The 17087-nt window shown below is 36.2% G+C and carries 14 protein-coding genes and 1 other annotated feature; all 14 genes read left to right on the top strand.

Features of this window, described 5'->3' with window-relative positions:
* Positions 1 to 62 precede the first annotated feature (62 nt).
* The 14 genes from BCI01S_RS25660 (at position 63) to BCI01S_RS19375 (ending at position 17014) form a co-directional block, all read left to right on the top strand.
* Positions 63 to 239 carry a hypothetical protein gene (locus tag BCI01S_RS25660; RefSeq protein WP_047944312.1) on the top strand — a complete coding sequence of 59 codons (177 nt, stop codon included), beginning with the start codon at positions 63 to 65 and terminating at the stop codon, positions 237 to 239.
* A gap of 82 nt (positions 240 to 321) precedes the next feature.
* Positions 322 to 554 (top strand) — a binding site (T-box leader).
* 98 nt (positions 555 to 652) lie between these two features.
* Complete coding sequence (gene hisS, locus BCI01S_RS19435; protein WP_047944313.1) at positions 653 to 1927, top strand: histidine--tRNA ligase; 1275 nt, start codon at positions 653 to 655, stop codon at positions 1925 to 1927.
* A 110-nt stretch (positions 1928 to 2037) separates the two neighbouring features.
* Positions 2038 to 3807, top strand: a complete 1770-nt coding sequence (gene aspS / locus BCI01S_RS19430) for an aspartate--tRNA ligase (protein WP_061800799.1) — start codon at positions 2038 to 2040, stop codon at positions 3805 to 3807.
* A 432-nt stretch (positions 3808 to 4239) separates the two neighbouring features.
* A complete protein-coding gene (locus tag BCI01S_RS19425; RefSeq protein WP_047944315.1) occupies positions 4240 to 5007 on the top strand; it encodes a tRNA threonylcarbamoyladenosine dehydratase in 768 nt (255 codons plus the stop codon).
* A gap of 252 nt (positions 5008 to 5259) precedes the next feature.
* On the top strand, positions 5260 to 6021 hold the full coding sequence (locus tag BCI01S_RS19420) for a hypothetical protein (RefSeq protein WP_061800798.1): 762 nt from the start codon (positions 5260 to 5262) through the stop codon (positions 6019 to 6021).
* Between the two features lie 6 nt (positions 6022 to 6027).
* A complete protein-coding gene (locus tag BCI01S_RS19415; protein ID WP_047944317.1) occupies positions 6028 to 6405 on the top strand; it encodes a GntR family transcriptional regulator in 378 nt (125 codons plus the stop codon).
* Positions 6406 to 7098: an ABC transporter ATP-binding protein gene (locus BCI01S_RS19410; protein WP_047944318.1), complete on the top strand. Its 693-nt coding sequence runs from the start codon at positions 6406 to 6408 to the stop codon at positions 7096 to 7098. It abuts the gene before it with no gap.
* A 17-nt stretch (positions 7099 to 7115) separates the two neighbouring features.
* Complete coding sequence (locus BCI01S_RS19405; protein WP_047944319.1) at positions 7116 to 8033, top strand: ABC transporter ATP-binding protein; 918 nt, start codon at positions 7116 to 7118, stop codon at positions 8031 to 8033.
* Positions 8033 to 8983, top strand: a complete 951-nt coding sequence (locus tag BCI01S_RS19400; protein ID WP_047944320.1) for an ABC transporter permease — start codon at positions 8033 to 8035, stop codon at positions 8981 to 8983. The genes BCI01S_RS19405 and BCI01S_RS19400 overlap by 1 nt, the downstream gene beginning before the upstream one ends.
* 97 nt (positions 8984 to 9080) lie before the next feature.
* A complete protein-coding gene (locus BCI01S_RS19395) occupies positions 9081 to 10364 on the top strand; it encodes a replication-associated recombination protein A (RefSeq protein ID WP_061800797.1) in 1284 nt (427 codons plus the stop codon).
* A gap of 313 nt (positions 10365 to 10677) precedes the next feature.
* Positions 10678 to 12051 (top strand): extracellular solute-binding protein, encoded by a 1374-nt coding sequence (locus BCI01S_RS19390; RefSeq protein ID WP_061800795.1) that lies wholly within the window; start codon positions 10678 to 10680, stop codon positions 12049 to 12051.
* A 105-nt stretch (positions 12052 to 12156) separates the two neighbouring features.
* The gene (locus BCI01S_RS19385) at positions 12157 to 13059 is read left to right on the top strand and encodes a carbohydrate ABC transporter permease (protein WP_201781404.1); all 903 of its coding nucleotides are present in this window, start codon (positions 12157 to 12159) and stop codon (positions 13057 to 13059) included.
* Positions 13060 to 13069: 10 nt separating this feature from the next.
* Complete coding sequence (locus BCI01S_RS19380; protein WP_047944325.1) at positions 13070 to 13900, top strand: carbohydrate ABC transporter permease; 831 nt, start codon at positions 13070 to 13072, stop codon at positions 13898 to 13900.
* Positions 13901 to 13906: 6 nt separating this feature from the next.
* Positions 13907 to 17014, top strand: a complete 3108-nt coding sequence (locus BCI01S_RS19375; protein ID WP_061800792.1) for an alpha-mannosidase — start codon at positions 13907 to 13909, stop codon at positions 17012 to 17014.
* Positions 17015 to 17087: the final 73 nt, after the last annotated feature.

The raw sequence follows: 17087 nt of genomic DNA, 5'->3' as shown, positions 1-17087 counted from the left end.
TGAAATTTTTTAGCCTCTCATGGTAATACTATAAAAAAATAACAGAAAAAAGGGTGAAATGCATGAGATTTGGTGAAAAAAGTTCATCAACTAGTGAAATTGATTCCAAATTACTAGGCGTCGATTTTCACGATTTTATTCAAAGAGAAGGAAATTCAAATGCGATTGAGCTAGCTTCTGAATTCGGACTTTCATTAGGGGAAGTAAAAAAGCTAAAGAAACAACTAGGAAAATTATAATAGAGCGGGAAATCATTTTCATATCCTATTGACAATACAATCTTTCCTATTTATTATTAATTAAATAATAATAAATAATCTAGTAAAGCCATTGATCGAGAAGAGTATCTAAGAGACACATGAACAGAGAGGAAATGTCATAAAGGCTGCAAGCATTTCTACATGATGACTTAGAGAAAGAACACTCAGGGAGGCTTTCTTCTGAAAATATTCTTCATTAGTAGGTAGAAACGTGCGCAGGCGTTAACTGCAAAGTGGAAGATTTAAGAAAATCTTCAATTAGGGTGGTACCACGGGAAAAATCTCGTCCCTTGTATTCAGATGGATGCAAGGGACGAGATTTTTTTATTTGAAATATTACAAATAAAGCGCGGATATCAGACGCTTTTCTAATAGCAGGGAGGATACATAAAATGCATATTAATATTCCAAGAGGAACCCAAGATATTTTGCCAGGGACTGTAGAAAAGTGGCAGTATATTGAAGGGAAAATTAAACAACTTTGTGATCGATATCAATATAGCGAAATCCGCACTCCTATATTTGAACATACAGAACTATTTTTACGAAGTGTTGGGGACACAACGGATATTGTTACAAAGGAAATGTATACTTTTGAGGATCGAGGAAAAAGAAGCTTAACATTAAGACCAGAGGGAACAGCGGCGGTTGTTCGTTCATTTGTGGAGAATAAAATGCATGGATATGCATCTCAGCCAATTAAGCTCTTTTATTTAGGGCAAATGTTCCGGTATGAGAGACCACAAGCTGGACGTTTTCGTCAATTTGTCCAGTTTGGTGTGGAAGCAATTGGGAGTAAAGATCCTGCTATTGATGCGGAAGTGATTGCACTTGCTTATTCCGTTTATCAAACAATGGGATTATCAAAGTTAAAGGTAGTTGTTAACAGTTTAGGTGATAAAGAAAGTAGACAAGCTCACCGTGAAGCGCTAATTGCACACTTTAAACCGAGCATCGGGGAATTTTGTCATGATTGCCAAACAAGATTAGAGAAAAACCCAATGAGAATCTTAGATTGCAAAAAGGATCATGAACATCCATTAATGAAGTCTGCACCATCCATCCTAGAGTACTTAAACGAAGAGTCAAAAGCATACTTTGAAAAGGTACAAAAATATTTAACGGCTTTAAACATTCCCTTTGTTGTTGACTCTAATTTAGTTAGAGGTTTGGATTACTATAACCACACAGCTTTTGAAATAATGAGTGAAGCTGAAGGATTTGGCGCCATTACTACATTATGTGGTGGAGGCAGATACAATGGCTTAACAGAAGAATTAGGCGGCCCTGAAGCTCCTGGAATCGGCTTTGCTATGAGTTTAGAACGATTACTTTCTGCCCTTGAAGCGGAAAAAATCGAACTACCTATTGAAAAGAAGGTGGATTGCTATTTAGTTTCATTAGGAGAAGAAGCAAAGGATTACACGGTAGGATTAGTAAATGAACTTAGACAGGCTGGTTTCTCTGCTGAAAGAGATTATCTTGATCGCAAAGTAAAGGCCCAATTTAAAGCAGCTGATCGTCTTCACGCTAAATATGTCGCTGTTTTAGGAGAAAATGAATTGCAAAACAACAAAATTAATTTAAAACAGTTAGAAACAGGAGAACAAAAAGAAATTCCGCTTACAGAGCTTGTAAGTGCGCTAAAAGACTTTGGCTCATTCTAAGCAAGGATGTTTTCTTTGTTTTTAATAGGAAAGCAAAGAAAGCATCTGAATGAGTCGTTAGGAAGATAAAAATGTGAATACACAAATGTTGATTATAGGGAGGATACTTCATGTTTGGAAGAACATATTTTTGTGGTGAAGTAACAGAAAAATCGATTGGTGAGAGTATTGTTTTAAAAGGATGGGTGCAAAAAAGACGTGATCTAGGCGGGCTGATTTTCATTGATTTACGTGACCGTACAGGTATCGTTCAGGTAGTATTTAATCCAGAGATAAATAAAGAGGCCATCGAAATCGCTGATAAGGTAAGAAATGAATTTGTATTAGATATAAAAGGAAAAGTAGTTGCACGCCAAGAAGGTACAGTCAATGAAAACCTTAAAACAGGAAAAATTGAAATAATCGCCGATGAAATTAAAATCATTAATGAAGCAAAAACTCCTCCATTCGTTATTTCTGATCAAACGGATGTTACAGAAGATGTACGTTTAAAATATCGCTATTTAGATGTTAGAAGACCTGTTATGTTTGAAACCTTAAAAATGCGTCATCAAGTCACAAAAGTGATGAGAGATTTTCTTGATAGTGAAGGGTTTTTGGATATTGAAACACCAATCTTAACAAAAAGTACGCCAGAAGGGGCAAGAGATTATTTAGTACCTAGCCGAGTTCATCCAGGTGAATTCTATGCATTGCCTCAGTCACCACAAATTTTCAAGCAATTATTAATGGTCGGTGGAGTAGAGAGATACTATCAGATTGCTCGTTGTTTCCGTGATGAAGATTTACGTGCAGATCGACAGCCAGAATTCACACAGCTTGATTTGGAAACAAGCTTTATGAGTCAGGAAGATATTATGAACATGATGGAAGCAATGATGGCAAAAATCATGAAAGAAGTTAAGAATATCGATGTGACGCTCCCATTTCCAAGAATGCCTTATGATGAAGCAATGAGTAGATATGGATCAGACAAACCAGATACTCGTTTTGAGATGGAATTAGTTGACCTTTCTGAAATAGTGAAAGAATCTAGCTTTAAAGTATTTGCTTCAGCAGTTGAAACAGGCGGTCAAGTAAAAGCAATAAATGTAAAGAATGCAAGTGGAAACTATTCTCGTAAAGATATTGATGCATTGACAGAGTTTGTAAAAGTGTATGGAGCAAAAGGTCTTGCTTGGTTAAAAGCTGAAGAAGACGGCTTAAAAGGGCCTATTTCTAAGTTTATTTCCGAGACAGAGCAAAAAGACTTTGAGCAAGCGTTAAATATTGAAGCAGGAGACCTGCTTTTATTCGTAGCTGATAAAAAGAATGTCGTTGCCGATGCATTAGGAGCACTGCGTTTAAAATTAGCAAAAGAGCTAGATTTAATTGATCAAAGTAAATTCAATTTCTTATGGGTGACAGATTGGCCGTTATTTGAATATGACGAAGAAGAAGGCCGTTTTTATGCAGCACATCATCCATTCACAATGCCTCAAAGAGCGGATTTAGAATTATTGGATACGAATCCTGAAGCAGTGAAAGCACAAGCTTATGACATTGTGTTAAATGGTTATGAGCTAGGCGGTGGTTCTCTACGTATATTTGAAAAAGAAATCCAAGAAAAAATGTTTAGCTTATTAGGATTTACTAAGGAAGAGGCTTATGCTCAATTTGGTTTCTTATTAGAAGCGTTTGAATATGGAACTCCACCACATGGAGGAATTGCAATTGGTTTAGATCGCTTAATTATGCTGCTATCTGGGCGCACGAATCTTCGTGATACGATTGCATTTCCTAAAACAGCAAGTGCAAGCTGTCTTTTGACAAATGCTCCAAGTGAAGTAAGTGAAAACCAATTAACAGATTTACATTTATCTTTGAAACTGAATAAATAATGATTAAGAGACTGGAATAGAAGTATTCCACCAAATATAGACCCGAACAATTATGCGGAGATATCAACAATATTTCGTATGATTGTTCGTTTTTTTATGTCGAAAAAGACGTTTTGTGATTTTTTTCTGGAGCTAAATACGCATCGCTTTCCAACTGGCTAGCCCATGAGGTTTAGCTATGAGATTGATTCTCTTTACTTATTACATATTTTGTTCCAACTCTCTCTTTTAGTACTTGCAAAATTTATACCTATCATTCAATAGAAAAAACTTAATTCTTATCGGGAAACAAGGAAAGGGTAGTGGTAGCTGATAAAAATTTATGTTATATTTCTTAAGTAATAATTTTATTCTTTCAGAATGAGAATTCCTGATAAGGGAATATGTAAACATAATTAGCTGGTAGGAAAAATTAAATGGAGTTGAAAACAGATGTTGCATCAATTTTCGAGAAATGAGCTAGCCATTGGCAAAGAAGGGCTAGAGACAATGAAAAACAGTACGGTTGCTGTTCTAGGAATCGGAGGCGTTGGTTCCTTTGCTGCAGAAGCGTTAGCTCGTTCAGGCGTAGGAAAATTAATCTTAATTGATAAGGATGATGTGGATATTACGAATGTCAATAGACAGGTAATTGCATTATTATCTACAGTTGGCCGTCCTAAAGTAGATATTATGAAAGAACGTATTGCAGATATTAATCCAGACTGTGAAGTAATTGCATTGAAAATGTTCTATACCGAAGAAACGTATGAAGAAATTTTTGCTTATGGCTTAGATTTTGTCATAGATGCATCTGATACGATTGCTTATAAAATTCACTTAATGAAAGAGTGTTTAAACCGAAATATTCCAATCATTTCAAGCATGGGCGCTGCAAATAAAATGGATCCTACTCGTTTCCAAATTGCAGATATTAGTAAAACACACACAGATCCAATTGCAAAAGTTATTCGTACAAGACTTCGTAAAGAAGGAATTAGAAAAGGGATTAACGTCGTATTTTCAGATGAAAGTCCCATTGTAATTCGTGAAGATGTTCGTAAAGTGGTCGGAAAAGATAATGCGCCAATTCGAAAGGCGAAAATGCCTCCTTCTTCTAATGCGTTTGTTCCTTCAGTGGCTGGGTTAATAATGGCTAGCCATGTCGTAAAAGAGTTGCTAAAAGAGATAAAAATCACACGTGTAAAAGATGAGAAATAATACCATAAAATGGCGGTAAATGTTTCTTGATTGAAAAGAGATTGGAACATAAGTGTCTAGCTTCCTTTAAACCAAAACAATTATACGAAAATGCTATGAAAAGCTACGTATAATTGTTTTGGTTTTTTACATGGAGATTATGGTGACTTTTCGTTCATCTAAATGGTGAGAAAAAGAGCCGAAGCCTATTGACTAGTATCGGAGTATTAGTGTACTATGTAGATAATACACTAATACAATGAGGTGGTTTAAGTGAATTCGTTTAATGGGCTATTAAAAAAAGATTTAAAGCTTGGTCTTCCTTTTCTGTACACGAGTATTATTATTGTCAGTTTGGGATTGATAACGTCTATTGTACTATCTAGTTATTACAAAACAATTATGTTGGTCGCAATTTTTGCCATCACTTTCTGTTTTGCGCATGTGTTTTATCTTCCATCTTTTTTATTAACTTCTTTGAATATAGAAGGGAAAACACAATTATGGCTTCATAATCCAAACAGCAGCATAAAACTTCTTTTATCAAAATGGATTACAGGAATCCTGTATTCGATAATATCATTGTTTTTAATGTTTAGTGTGGCAGTGATTAGTATGTATGTTGGAGAATTGAAACTAGCTTTCAATCAAACAAATTTATTTTTTATGTGTTTAATCCTATTAGGAATATCCATATACCTCAGCAGCTGGGTCTTTTTCTCATGGACACTTTATCACAGCATGAAAAAAATCGTATGGTTGAATAAAATACGCTGGGTCGTTTTAATCCTTCTTTGGAATATTTGGAATATTGCTGTCTACTGGTTTAATAGAATCCCGGTTATTGATGCTCTTAAAAGGAAATCAGTTATTTCTGTAGACAATACACTTGCTTTTGAAGCACGTCGGGATTTTTTTAAGGCTTCTATAGAAACAACAGAGATATCTATTTTTTCATTATGCGGATATATTCTAACACTCTTCTGCTTATTTCTAATAGCTTCTTGGTTATTGGAAAAGAAAGTGGAGGTGTAGATTACCATGGCAGATGAATTTGAATCATCCAGACCAATTTACATGCAGATCGTAGAAAAAATTACACAGCAAATTGCACGCTATGAACGGATGCCAGGAGATAAGTTGCCATCTGTTCGAGAAATGGCTATTGCATCTGGAGTAAATCCAAATACGATTCAACGGACGTACGGTGAATTGGAAAGGATGAAGATTGTGGAAACGAGAAGAGGTCAGGGTACATTTATAACCGAATCAGAAGATATTATAGAGGAGCTAAGAACAAAGCTTCAACATGATTTACTGGAACAGTTTATTCGTAATATGCAAGAGCTAGGAATCAAAAAAGAAGAAATGGTTCAGTTATTAGAAATCTATCTTCAAGAGAAGAAGGGTGAAAAGTAAATGATACAATTTCGCAATGTAACCAAAAGATATGGTAGAGAGTATGCAGTGGAAAATGTAAATTTAACCTTAGAAGAGGGAAAAATTTATGGTCTTCTTGGTACAAATGGAAGTGGAAAATCAACCACGTTGAAAATGATTGCTGGTCTTGTCCAGCCGACTAATGGCAAGGTGTTAGTCAATGGAAAAAATGCTACGCGTAGAATTGCAGAGGATGTTTCATATTTAACGGAGCTAGACCGTTTTTATGAATCTTTTACTATTCAAGAAATGATACGATTTACAGCCTCGCAGTTTCATGATTTTCAGCTTGGCAAAGCGCAAGAATTACTAGAATTTATGCAGTTAGAGCAACATAAAAAAATAAAGAATCTTTCGAAGGGAAACAGAGGAAGACTGAAGCTTGTTCTTTGTTTAGCTCGGTCAGCGCCAATTTTATTACTCGATGAACCTTTTTCAGGTTTAGATCCACTGGTGCGGGAATCAATCGTTAAAGGATTATTAAACTATATTGATTTTGAAAAACAGACCGTTGTGATAGCAACACATGAGATAGTAGAGGTTGAATCCATTTTAGATAATATAGTTGTTTTAAATAATGGGAATGTAATCGCCAATCTTTCAGTAGAGGATTTAAGGGAAGAAAAAGGTCAATCCATTATCGAGTGGATGAAGGCAAATATAAACAAATGAAAGGCTGGTAAAAAATAGTGACATCCGTAGTGGAATTAAAAAATGTCTCAAAAATAATCAAAGGAAGAAAAATAATTGATTCGTTGAGTTTCCAAGTAGAAGCAGGAGAAGTATTTGGTTTTCTTGGTCCAAATGGTGCAGGGAAAACAACAACGATCCGGATGATTGTTGGTCTCATTAATATGAGTGATGGGGATATCATAATTTGCAAGGAGAGTGTTCGCGATCAGTTTGAGAAAGCAATCCAGCATGTTGGAGCCATTGTAGAGAACCCGGAAATGTACAAATTTTTGAGTGGGTATGAAAATCTTCTGCACTATGCTCGAATGGTGAAAGGTATATCAAAGCAAAAAATAATGGAGACAGTTGAATTAGTTGGTTTAAAAGATCGAATTCATGATAAAGTTCGCACTTATTCACTTGGAATGCGACAACGTTTAGGCCTTGCGCAAAGCCTTTTGCATGATCCTAAAGTATTAATCTTAGATGAGCCAACGAATGGATTAGATCCTGCAGGGATAAGAGAGATAAGAGACCATTTAAGAATGCTAGCTAGAGAGAGAAACATGGCAGTTATTGTTTCTAGTCACTTGTTATCAGAGATGGAAATGATGTGTGATCGCATCGGCATTATTCAAGAAGGTAAACTGGTCGATGTCCAGTTAGTAAAGGACTTTGTAGCAGTAGAGCAAGTATTTGAAATGGAGCTTCATCCTGTTGATAAAGCCATAAGTCATATACATGGAATGATGCCGGAAGTGCAAGTTATGCCAAAAGAGCAGGGAATTCATATTACGGTAACAAAAGAACAAATACCTGGAATAATAAAAGCACTTGCTTTACAGGACGTTCAGATTTTTGGCATAAAAGAAGTATCGAAAACATTAGAAGATCGATTTTTAGAATTGACTAACCACAGGGAGGATCTGAATTAATGCAGCTAATAAGAAATGAATGGATGAAGATATGGAAACGTCCAGCAACATTAGTAATGATCGTGCTCTTATTAATTGCTGTTTTATTGCTTGGTGCTTTTAATAAATATCAATCAAGTGGATTTTCTGTCCCTGATAATGAGAACTGGAAACATGGACTTGAATTAGAAAATAAGCGCTATAATGAACAGCTGGAAGATGAACACCTTCCTGAAGAAACAAGGAATTATTATACAAAAGAAATAGCTATAAACGAGTATAGAATTACACATAATTTTAGTACAAATGTAGAATACTCTGCATGGGATTTTGTTGCTGATAGTATCCAACTTCTTAGTCTTGCAGGCTTATTTACAATTATTATTGCAGCTGGAATCGTAGCAAACGAGTTTAATTGGGGAACGATAAAACTTCTCCTTATTCGTCCATTAAGCAGAATAAAGATTCTATTATCAAAATATTTAACGGTATTACTTTTCGGGTTTTTAACTATTTTTATCATCTTTGCCTTTTCTTTTATATTAGGTGCCATTCTGTTTGGACTGCCGAAAGAAGTGTATCCATATTTATTTTATTCCAATGGGGTAGTGAAGGAACAAAGCATTCTCATGCATTTAATAAGCTATTATGGATTAAATTCGATCAGTTTATTTATGCTCACTACAATGGCATTTATGATTTCTTCCGTTTTTCGGAATAGTTCACTCGCAATTGGGATATCGATTTTCTTAATGTTTATGGGTAATACAGTCACTTTATTATTAGCGAACTGGTTTGATTGGGCGAAATATTTATTATTTGCCAACACTGATTTAACGCAATATTTGGAAGGAACTCCTTTAGTGAGCGGCATGACTTTGTCTTTCTCGATTACTATGCTCGTTATTTATTTTGTCGTATTCATCGGCTTAGCTTTTTGGGTGTTTAGGAAGAGAGATGTTGCGGCGTAATCATAGAATGAGGTCTTTTATGGACTTCATTCTATTTTTCTTCTTTCCTATCTTTACGTTATAATGGATGTAAGAAGTTAAACAAGAAGGTGTATAAATGAACGGGGAACCACTTGCTTATCGAATGCGCCCGACGAATCTTGATGAAGTAGTCGGGCAAAAGGATATTATCGGAAAAACAACCAGTTTATATAAAATGATTAAAAATGGTCATGTTCCATCGATGTTATTGTATGGAGAGCCTGGCATTGGGAAAACCTCGATTGCCTTTGCTATTGCTGGTACAACAAAATTACCTTTTATTGCACTAAATGCGACTACATCAGGAAAGAAGGATGTGGAAGCGGTAGTGGATGAAGCAAGATTGACAGGGAAAGTCATTCTTTTTTTAGATGAAATTCATCGTTTTAATAAAGCGCAGCAGGATTATTTACTTCCTCATGTGGAGAGAGGGGATATTGTTTTAATAGGTGCTACGACGGAAAATCCCTACCATGATGTAAATCCTGCGATTCGCAGTAGATGTGGACAAATCAAGCAGTTAAAAAGATTAACGGATGATGATATTGAAGAATTATTGCATCGAGCATTACAAGATGAAAAAGGGCTTGCGAATCTGTCCATTCAAATTTCAAAGGAACAAATTGCAAAAATTGCAAAAGGCACTAATGGAGATGCAAGAAAATCATTAACTCTTCTAGAGTCTATTGTCTATTCATCTGATAAAGAGGACGACGTTTTTATTATCAAGGATGATACCATTGACCAAATGATTGAAAAGGTCGGTGTTTTTGGGGATAAAAAAGGCTCGCATTTCTATAATTTATTATCTAGTCTGCAGAAAAGTATCCGAGGTAGTGATGTAGATGCCGCCTTATATTATCTCGCTCATTTATTAGAAACAGGAGATTTAGTTGCCGTAAATAGGAGATTGTTAGTCATTGCCTATGAAGATGTTGGCCTTGCCAATACATCTGTCGGCAATAATGTTTTAGCAGCAGTGACGGCGAGTGAGCGACTTGGTTTACCAGAAGCGCGAATTCCTTTATCTGTAGCGGTAGTGGAAATGTGTTTATCCTCTAAATCGAACGCAGCCTATAAAGCATTAGATGCCGCCATAGCAGATGTCCGCAATGGCAGAGTCGGGGATATCCCTATGCATTTAAGGGATGGTCATTATGAAGGAAGCAAGAAGTTAGGACATGTTGGGTATATTTATCCGCATGACTATCCAATTGGAACGTTTGGTGGATGGGTTGATCAAGAATATTTCCCGGAAAAACTTAAAGGAACTCAGTATTATCATCCAACTGAAGCTGGTGAGGAGAAGAAGCTGGGGGCAATATATGATAAGCTTAAAGGATTTAAAAAAAATAAATAAGCATAGACTTATATAATGGAGTCTAGTTAAATGACACGCACGAATGGTAAGGCAGTCATTTAACTAGGCTTCTTTTTTAAGGTTTTTTTAAAATTTCTAAACAAACATTTTTAAGAGATGGCAGATAAATATCGTTTCCGCCAATCTATATTTTTTGTTATAATCTTCATTTTTTCAATTATCTAAGAAAAATACTGACTTTCCTTTATTTTATAGATTGAAAAAGAGGCGTCTAAAGATTAAATTGAAAGTGCTTACATTTTAGTGAGCAGTTATTTCACTAACGAATAATTAAAAACAAGGGGTTGAAAAAATGAAAAAGTCGATTAAAAAAGTATTTTTGCTTCTTTTATGTATTCCGTTTTTATTAATTGGTTGTTCAAGCGAAAGTAATTCAACATCTGATGATGGGAAGGTTGATGGAAAAACCCAGATTAAAATTACATGGAGAGATGTAGGAGAGCATGATAAATTAAAAAAATATTTAACAAACACGTTTATCCCAGAATTTGAAAAAGAAAACCCAGACATAAAAATAGTTTTATCGCCGATTACAGCTAGTGAGGGGGATTATTTTTCTAAAGTGGCTTTATCGATGCAATCAGAAAGTACAGCACCTGATGTGGTTGCAGAAGACTCCTTTATGTTAAATTCAGATGCGAATGCAGGCTATCTCTTACCACTTGATGATTATGTGCGTGATTGGGATCAATGGCAATATTATACAGAAAATTTAAAGTCAGGTTCGATTGGAGAAGATGGGAAATTATATGCCATTCCAGGAACATCTGATTCTCGCGGGTTATGGTATAACAAAAATGTTTTCAAAAAAGCTGGTCTGCCGGAAGACTGGCAGCCTAAAAACTGGGATGAGATTATAGAAGCTGCTGAAAAAATAAAAGATTCAGCTAAGGATGTTATTCCTCTTTCTATGGGAGTAGCTAAAGCAAACGGGGAATCCGTATCGATGCAGACTTTTGAAATGCTGCTCTACGGGACAGACGATGTGTTATTTGATGCTGATACAAAGAAATGGCATGTGAATACAAAAGGAATAGAAGAATCCTTACAATTTATTGATCTAGTATATAATCAGAAAAAATTAGGACCGCCTCTATCTATTGCCATTAACAGCAACTATAGTTCCGTTTTATTCCAAGAAAAGTTCCCAAATGATGAAGCAGGAATTATATTAGATGGATTTTGGAATACAGGTAATTATACAGAAACAGGAGCAGTTCCAATGGATAATGTCACGGAACGATTTGGTTTTGCGGCCATGCCGACTCAAAATGGACAAGAGCCTGGCACTACGACTATGTCTGGAGGATGGACATGGGCAATTCCATCTAAAGCAAAAAATCCAGATGCTTCATGGAAGGTTATCCAAGCTTTAGGTGGGAAAGAACAGCAGGCAGCTCGCGCTGTTGCAGAAGGAAACTTAACAGTACGTGATGATTCAGCGGAAGTTCCCGCCTATAAAGAACAAAATTTCATTTCGGAAGCAACGGAGTATTTGAAGAATGCTCATTTCCGTCCTGCTAATGACAAATATCCGAATGTTTCCGTAGAAATACAAACGATGGTGGAGGCAGTCGCAACTGGTAGCAAGACACCAAAACAAGCTGCCGAGGATTATGCAAACAATGTAATCAGGATTGTCGGCGAAGAAAACGTAGTTAAATAACTGTACAAAAGGCTGAACACTTGACCAGCAGGGAAATTTACTCCCATTCCTTGTATGGTCATCACCTGTTGTTATAGTGATAACCTTTTTAAAGGTGGGATGAAATTGGAAGCAGTATTAGGAAAAAAGCCGAAACGAAAAGGACAGTCGGATCATGTTAAGGCAGCTATTTTTCTCGCTCCGACCTGGCTTTTATTATTGATATTTTTCATTGGGCCGATGCTATTAACATTACTTTTTTCATTTACAAACTTAGCTCTGACTGGTGCAGAAGCTAGTCAGCTAAGGTTTGTAGGATTTGAAAACTTTACCCGGATGTTTCAAGATCCCGACTTCCGTGTCAGTGTGTGGAATACAATTGTTTTTGTTTTTTTCTCAGCGGTGCTCGGACAATGTTTCTTTGGCTTTTTGATCGCCTTTTTAATGAAAGAGAAAAATAAAACATTTAGAAGAATTGTTGGTTTAATCATAATTGCCGCCTGGGTAACTCCAGAAGTTGTGGTAGCATTTTGCTGGGTGGCATTTCTTGGTGAAAGCGGAACTGCTAATTGGCTGTTGAGTCTTTTTGATATTAAACCGATTGCCTGGCTATTTACTTTCCCAATGGTGAGTGTTGTGATTGCGAATATGTGGAGAGGAACTGCTTTCTCCATGATGGTATTTCAAGCAGCTTTAGACGATATTCCAAAAGATGTGGAAGAAGCAGCCATTATGGATGGTGCCAGTCGATTTCAGGTTATTCGCTATATCACCATCCCTATGGTAAAAGGAACAATCGCCACAAATATGATGTTAGTTACGCTGCAAACACTTGGAGTATTTGCTTTAATTTATACAATGACTGGAGGAGGTCCAGGTGTAAGTACAGCAACGCTTCCTGTATTTATGTATAAACAGGCATTTGTCAGTTATCAGTTAGGCTATGGGACAGCGATTTCCTTTGTGTTATTAGTATTGGGTGCAATTGCCAGCTTCATATATATGAAAACCTTGAAAGTGAAAGTGTAGGTGAAGTGAGTTGGTTCAAAAAGGATATAGAGTGGAAAAACTTATTCATTATTTAATCCTGTCTATTCTGGCAATTTTGTTTTTGCTGCCGTTATTATGGATGCTATTTGCATCAGTGGATCCAGGGGCAATTCAGGCACTGAAGATGCCAGAAAAGATAACCTTAGACAACTTTAAGTCAATATTATCTGAAGCTGCGATTTTGCGTTCGTTTTTTATTGGAATAGGAATATCGACTTCACAGGCATTGTTGGTTGTGATTTTATGTGTGCTGGCTGCTTATCCATTGTCTAGGTATACATTAAAATATAAAAATAGTTTTATGATGACCATTTTGTTCATGACTTCCTTACCAATGACAGCCGTTATTGTACCGGTGTTTCAGTTATTTCTTTATTTGAAATTTCAAGATTCCTTGATAGCGATGACGCTTTTTTTAACAGCTTCTTCCTTGCCATATGGTATTTGGATGATGAAGAATTTTATGGATTCTATTCCCTTGGATTTAGAAGAATCAGCCTGGGTCGATGGAGCATCTATCTTTCAAGGAATAAAAAAAATTGTTGCTCCCTTAATGCTTCCCGGAATATTCACAGTTGCTATCTTTACTTTTACAGGCAGCTGGGGAAATTATTTTGTTCCTTATATCCTCATTCAAAGTCCAGAAAAGCTGCCGGCTTCTGTAACGATCTTTCAATTTTTCGGAAACTTTGGAATGGTTAATTACGGCAGATTGGCAGCATTTTCGGTAATGTATACATTGCCTGTCGTTATTTTGTATACAATTTCACAAAATTTTATGTCAAAGGGCTTCAGTTTAGGTGGAGCTACGAAAGGATAGGGTGCTATGTTTTATACAATCGAAAAATTAGAAGCTAGAATGAAAGAATTAAATCCTTACCGATACATGGAAAGACAAAGTCTTAACAATTGGAAAGCAAAAGAAAGCATAAAAGGAGCAGAGAAATATCCACCTAGTATTTCGACTGAGTGGCAAGACTTTTCGTTAGGCGATATTTGGGAAGGAAGGGACTATTATTTATGGATTCAAACAACGTTTAAAGTTCCTAAATCAGATGGAAGAATAGTCTTACTATTGGACTTTGGTCGAACAGGTGGCGGCTATAACTCCGGATTTGAATCCTTGCTTTTTGTGGACGACCAACCATACCAAGGCGTTGACTCTAATCATAAAGAAGTCTTTCTTGACCCTGGTTATTACGGAAAGGAAGTAACACTTTCCTTGAAATTATGGTCCGGATTGGAAGGTGGTGGACCTGAGCAAATCCAATCACATACATTTAAGATGGCTGAATATGCAATTTTAAATGAAGAATGTGATGATTTATATTTTACCGCAGATTGTATTTTAAAAACGATTAAACAATTAAAGGAGGATGACCCAAAACGATATGAACTTTTGCCTTTATTAGAAAAAACCATGAAATATATCGACTGGTCCTATCCAGGGAGTCCTGCTTTTTATAAAAGTATAAAGTTAGCTAATGATAATTTGCAAAAAGGAATAGACGCTTTAGAAAAGCGCGAGTTAGTGACAATCACCGCGATTGGTCATACCCATATTGATGTCGCTTGGTTATGGAGACTGAAGCATACAAGAGAGAAAGCCGCACGTAGTTTTTCGACTGTTCTACAGTTAATGAAGCAATATCCAGACTATATCTTTTTACAAACTCAGCCCCAACTCTATCAATATATAAAAGAAGATTATCCGGAGATTTATGAACAAATAAAAAATAGAATAAAAGAGGGCCGTTGGGAAATAGATGGTGCTATGTGGCTGGAAGCTGATTGTAATATACCATCTGGCGAATCACTAACTCGGCAAATTCTCCATGGAACACAATTTATAAAAAAAGAATTCCATAAAGATGTCCACTATCTATGGCTGCCAGATGTTTTTGGTTATTCATGGGCATTGCCTCAGATTTTAAAAAAGAGTGGGATAGATACATTTATGACGACAAAAATAAGCTGGAATCAATACAACCGGATGCCACATGATACTTTTGTCTGGCGGGGGATAGATGGATCAGAGGTGTTAACCCATTTTATTACTACACCAGAACCAGGAAAAGACTTAGTAGATAATCAATGGGCATCTCGCTGGTTTTATACTTATAATGGACAGTTGGAACCAGAAACAGTGTTAGGCAGCTATAAAGCTTATCGGAATAAAGATGTAAATAAACAACTGCTTATATCGTATGGGTATGGAGACGGTGGCGGTGGAGTCACAAGAGATATGTTAGAAAATCGCCGTCGTATGGATAAAATCCCGGGTCTTCCACATGTGAAAACAGGGCGTGCGGATGAATTTTTTCAACAGCTTCATGACACTATTGATTCTGCAGATAATTACGTTCATACATGGGATGGGGAATTATATTTAGAATATCATCGAGGAACCTATACATCTCAAGCCTTTGTCAAAAAAATGAATCGCAGATTAGAGTTAACTTTAAGAGAACTAGAAATTTTGTATTCAGCTGTACAAGTCTCAAAAGGAATTCATTATCCAAAGGAAGAAATAACGAATATATGGGAAGTGTTATTGCGTAACCAATTTCATGATATTATTCCTGGTTCATCTATAAAAGAAGTTTATCAAGATCATAAGGTAGAGATAGAAGAAGCGATGGAAAGCTCTACCCAACTCTTAGCACGGTTAGATGATGCAGCAATAAATCAATGGACTGTCTTTAACTCGGCCGGCTGGGTAAGAAAGGAATTGGTAATAATTGAAAAAAAGGAATCTGGCAAATTTTTAACGGATTCTGGAGAAGAATTGGAAGCAGTGCCGTGTGAAGAAGGATATCTTGTCCAGACACCGACTATTCCAGCTTTCGGAACTTGTATTCTGAAATTTGAGCCGATGGAAGTAAAAAGAGTGGAAGCTCCTTTTATAAAAGCAGTAGAAAGCGGTATAGATACGAATAATTATCTAATTCGCTGGAATGAGAAAGGACAGTTAATTAGCATTTATGATAAACAGTATCATCGCGAAGTACTTAAAGAAAATGGCTTTGGGAACAGGCTTCAATTATTTGAAGATAAACCAATGAACTTTAATGCATGGGATATCGACATATTTTATCAAGAAAAGTATAACGAGTTAGCCGCAGAATCGATTACCATTAAAGAACAAAACAACCTATACGCAAAGGTTGAATTTGTTTATTCATTTGGTACTTCGAGAATTATTCAATATATGCAGGTTTATAAACATTCACGTCGAATAGATTTTATTACAAAGGCAGATTGGAAAGAAAGGGAACAATTACTGAAAGCAGGATTTGATGTCGATATTCGCAATACTGTTGCAACGTATGATATACAATATGGTAATGTTCAGCGACCTACACATTGGAATACCAGCTGGGATCTGGCGAAATTCGAGACAGTAGCACACCAGTGGGTGGACTATTCACAAAGGGATTATGGAGTCAGTATACTTAATGACTGTAAGTACGGGCATGATATAAAAGACCAAACAATGAGAATTACCTTATTAAAAGGGGGAATATATCCAGACCCATCAGCTGATATAGGAATGCATGAATTTACGTATAGTCTTCTACCACATACAGGAGATTTCGTAGATGGAAGAACGGTTGAAGAAGCTTGGGCTCTAAATCAGCCATTATCTGTACTAAAAGGGAATCAAGTGAATCGGAGACTATTTAAATGGCATACAGAAGAAAGCGTATACATCGATGCTGTTAAAGCGGCGGAAAATGGTCAAGGGATTATATTACGAGTGCATGACCACCTAGGAAGTAATAGAGTGCTAACTTTAGAACCATTATTTGATTGTCGACAATGGAATGAAACAAATTTGCTGGAGAAAGACATGGAACCTCCTGTGGATATAGAGGGAAATATTACATTGGAGTTAAGTCCCTATGAAATAAAAACAATACGTATTGTATAAAGCTAATCATTTTTTTTTAGCGGTTAATAGGTGGAAGGCTTATTCCCACCTATTAATCATCTTTATACCATAA

Origin of the sequence: Niallia circulans NBRC 13626, from assembly GCF_001591585.1 — a bacterium.
In the GTDB taxonomy this organism is placed as follows: Bacteria; Bacillota; Bacilli; order Bacillales; family Cytobacillaceae; genus Niallia; species Niallia circulans.
Note: the sequence above shows the minus strand (reverse complement) of the source record. Positions and strands in the feature narration are given on the sequence as shown.

Bases quoted from the DNA above. Each gene is read 5' to 3' on its own strand.
- BCI01S_RS19400 (WP_047944320.1), top strand. From the start codon at position 8,033: ATGCAGCTAATAAGAAATGAATGGATGAAGATATGGAAACGTCCAGCA.
- BCI01S_RS19410 (WP_047944318.1), top strand. From the start codon at position 6,406: ATGATACAATTTCGCAATGTAACCAAAAGATATGGTAGAGAGTATGCA.
- BCI01S_RS19395 (WP_061800797.1), top strand. From the start codon at position 9,081: ATGAACGGGGAACCACTTGCTTATCGAATGCGCCCGACGAATCTTGAT.
- BCI01S_RS19390 (WP_061800795.1), top strand. From the start codon at position 10,678: ATGAAAAAGTCGATTAAAAAAGTATTTTTGCTTCTTTTATGTATTCCG.
- BCI01S_RS19415 (WP_047944317.1), top strand. From the start codon at position 6,028: ATGGCAGATGAATTTGAATCATCCAGACCAATTTACATGCAGATCGTA.
- BCI01S_RS25660 (WP_047944312.1), top strand. From the start codon at position 63: ATGAGATTTGGTGAAAAAAGTTCATCAACTAGTGAAATTGATTCCAAA.
- BCI01S_RS19375 (WP_061800792.1), top strand. From the start codon at position 13,907: ATGTTTTATACAATCGAAAAATTAGAAGCTAGAATGAAAGAATTAAAT.
- hisS (WP_047944313.1), top strand. From the start codon at position 653: ATGCATATTAATATTCCAAGAGGAACCCAAGATATTTTGCCAGGGACT.
- BCI01S_RS19425 (WP_047944315.1), top strand. From the start codon at position 4,240: ATGTTGCATCAATTTTCGAGAAATGAGCTAGCCATTGGCAAAGAAGGG.
- aspS (WP_061800799.1), top strand. From the start codon at position 2,038: ATGTTTGGAAGAACATATTTTTGTGGTGAAGTAACAGAAAAATCGATT.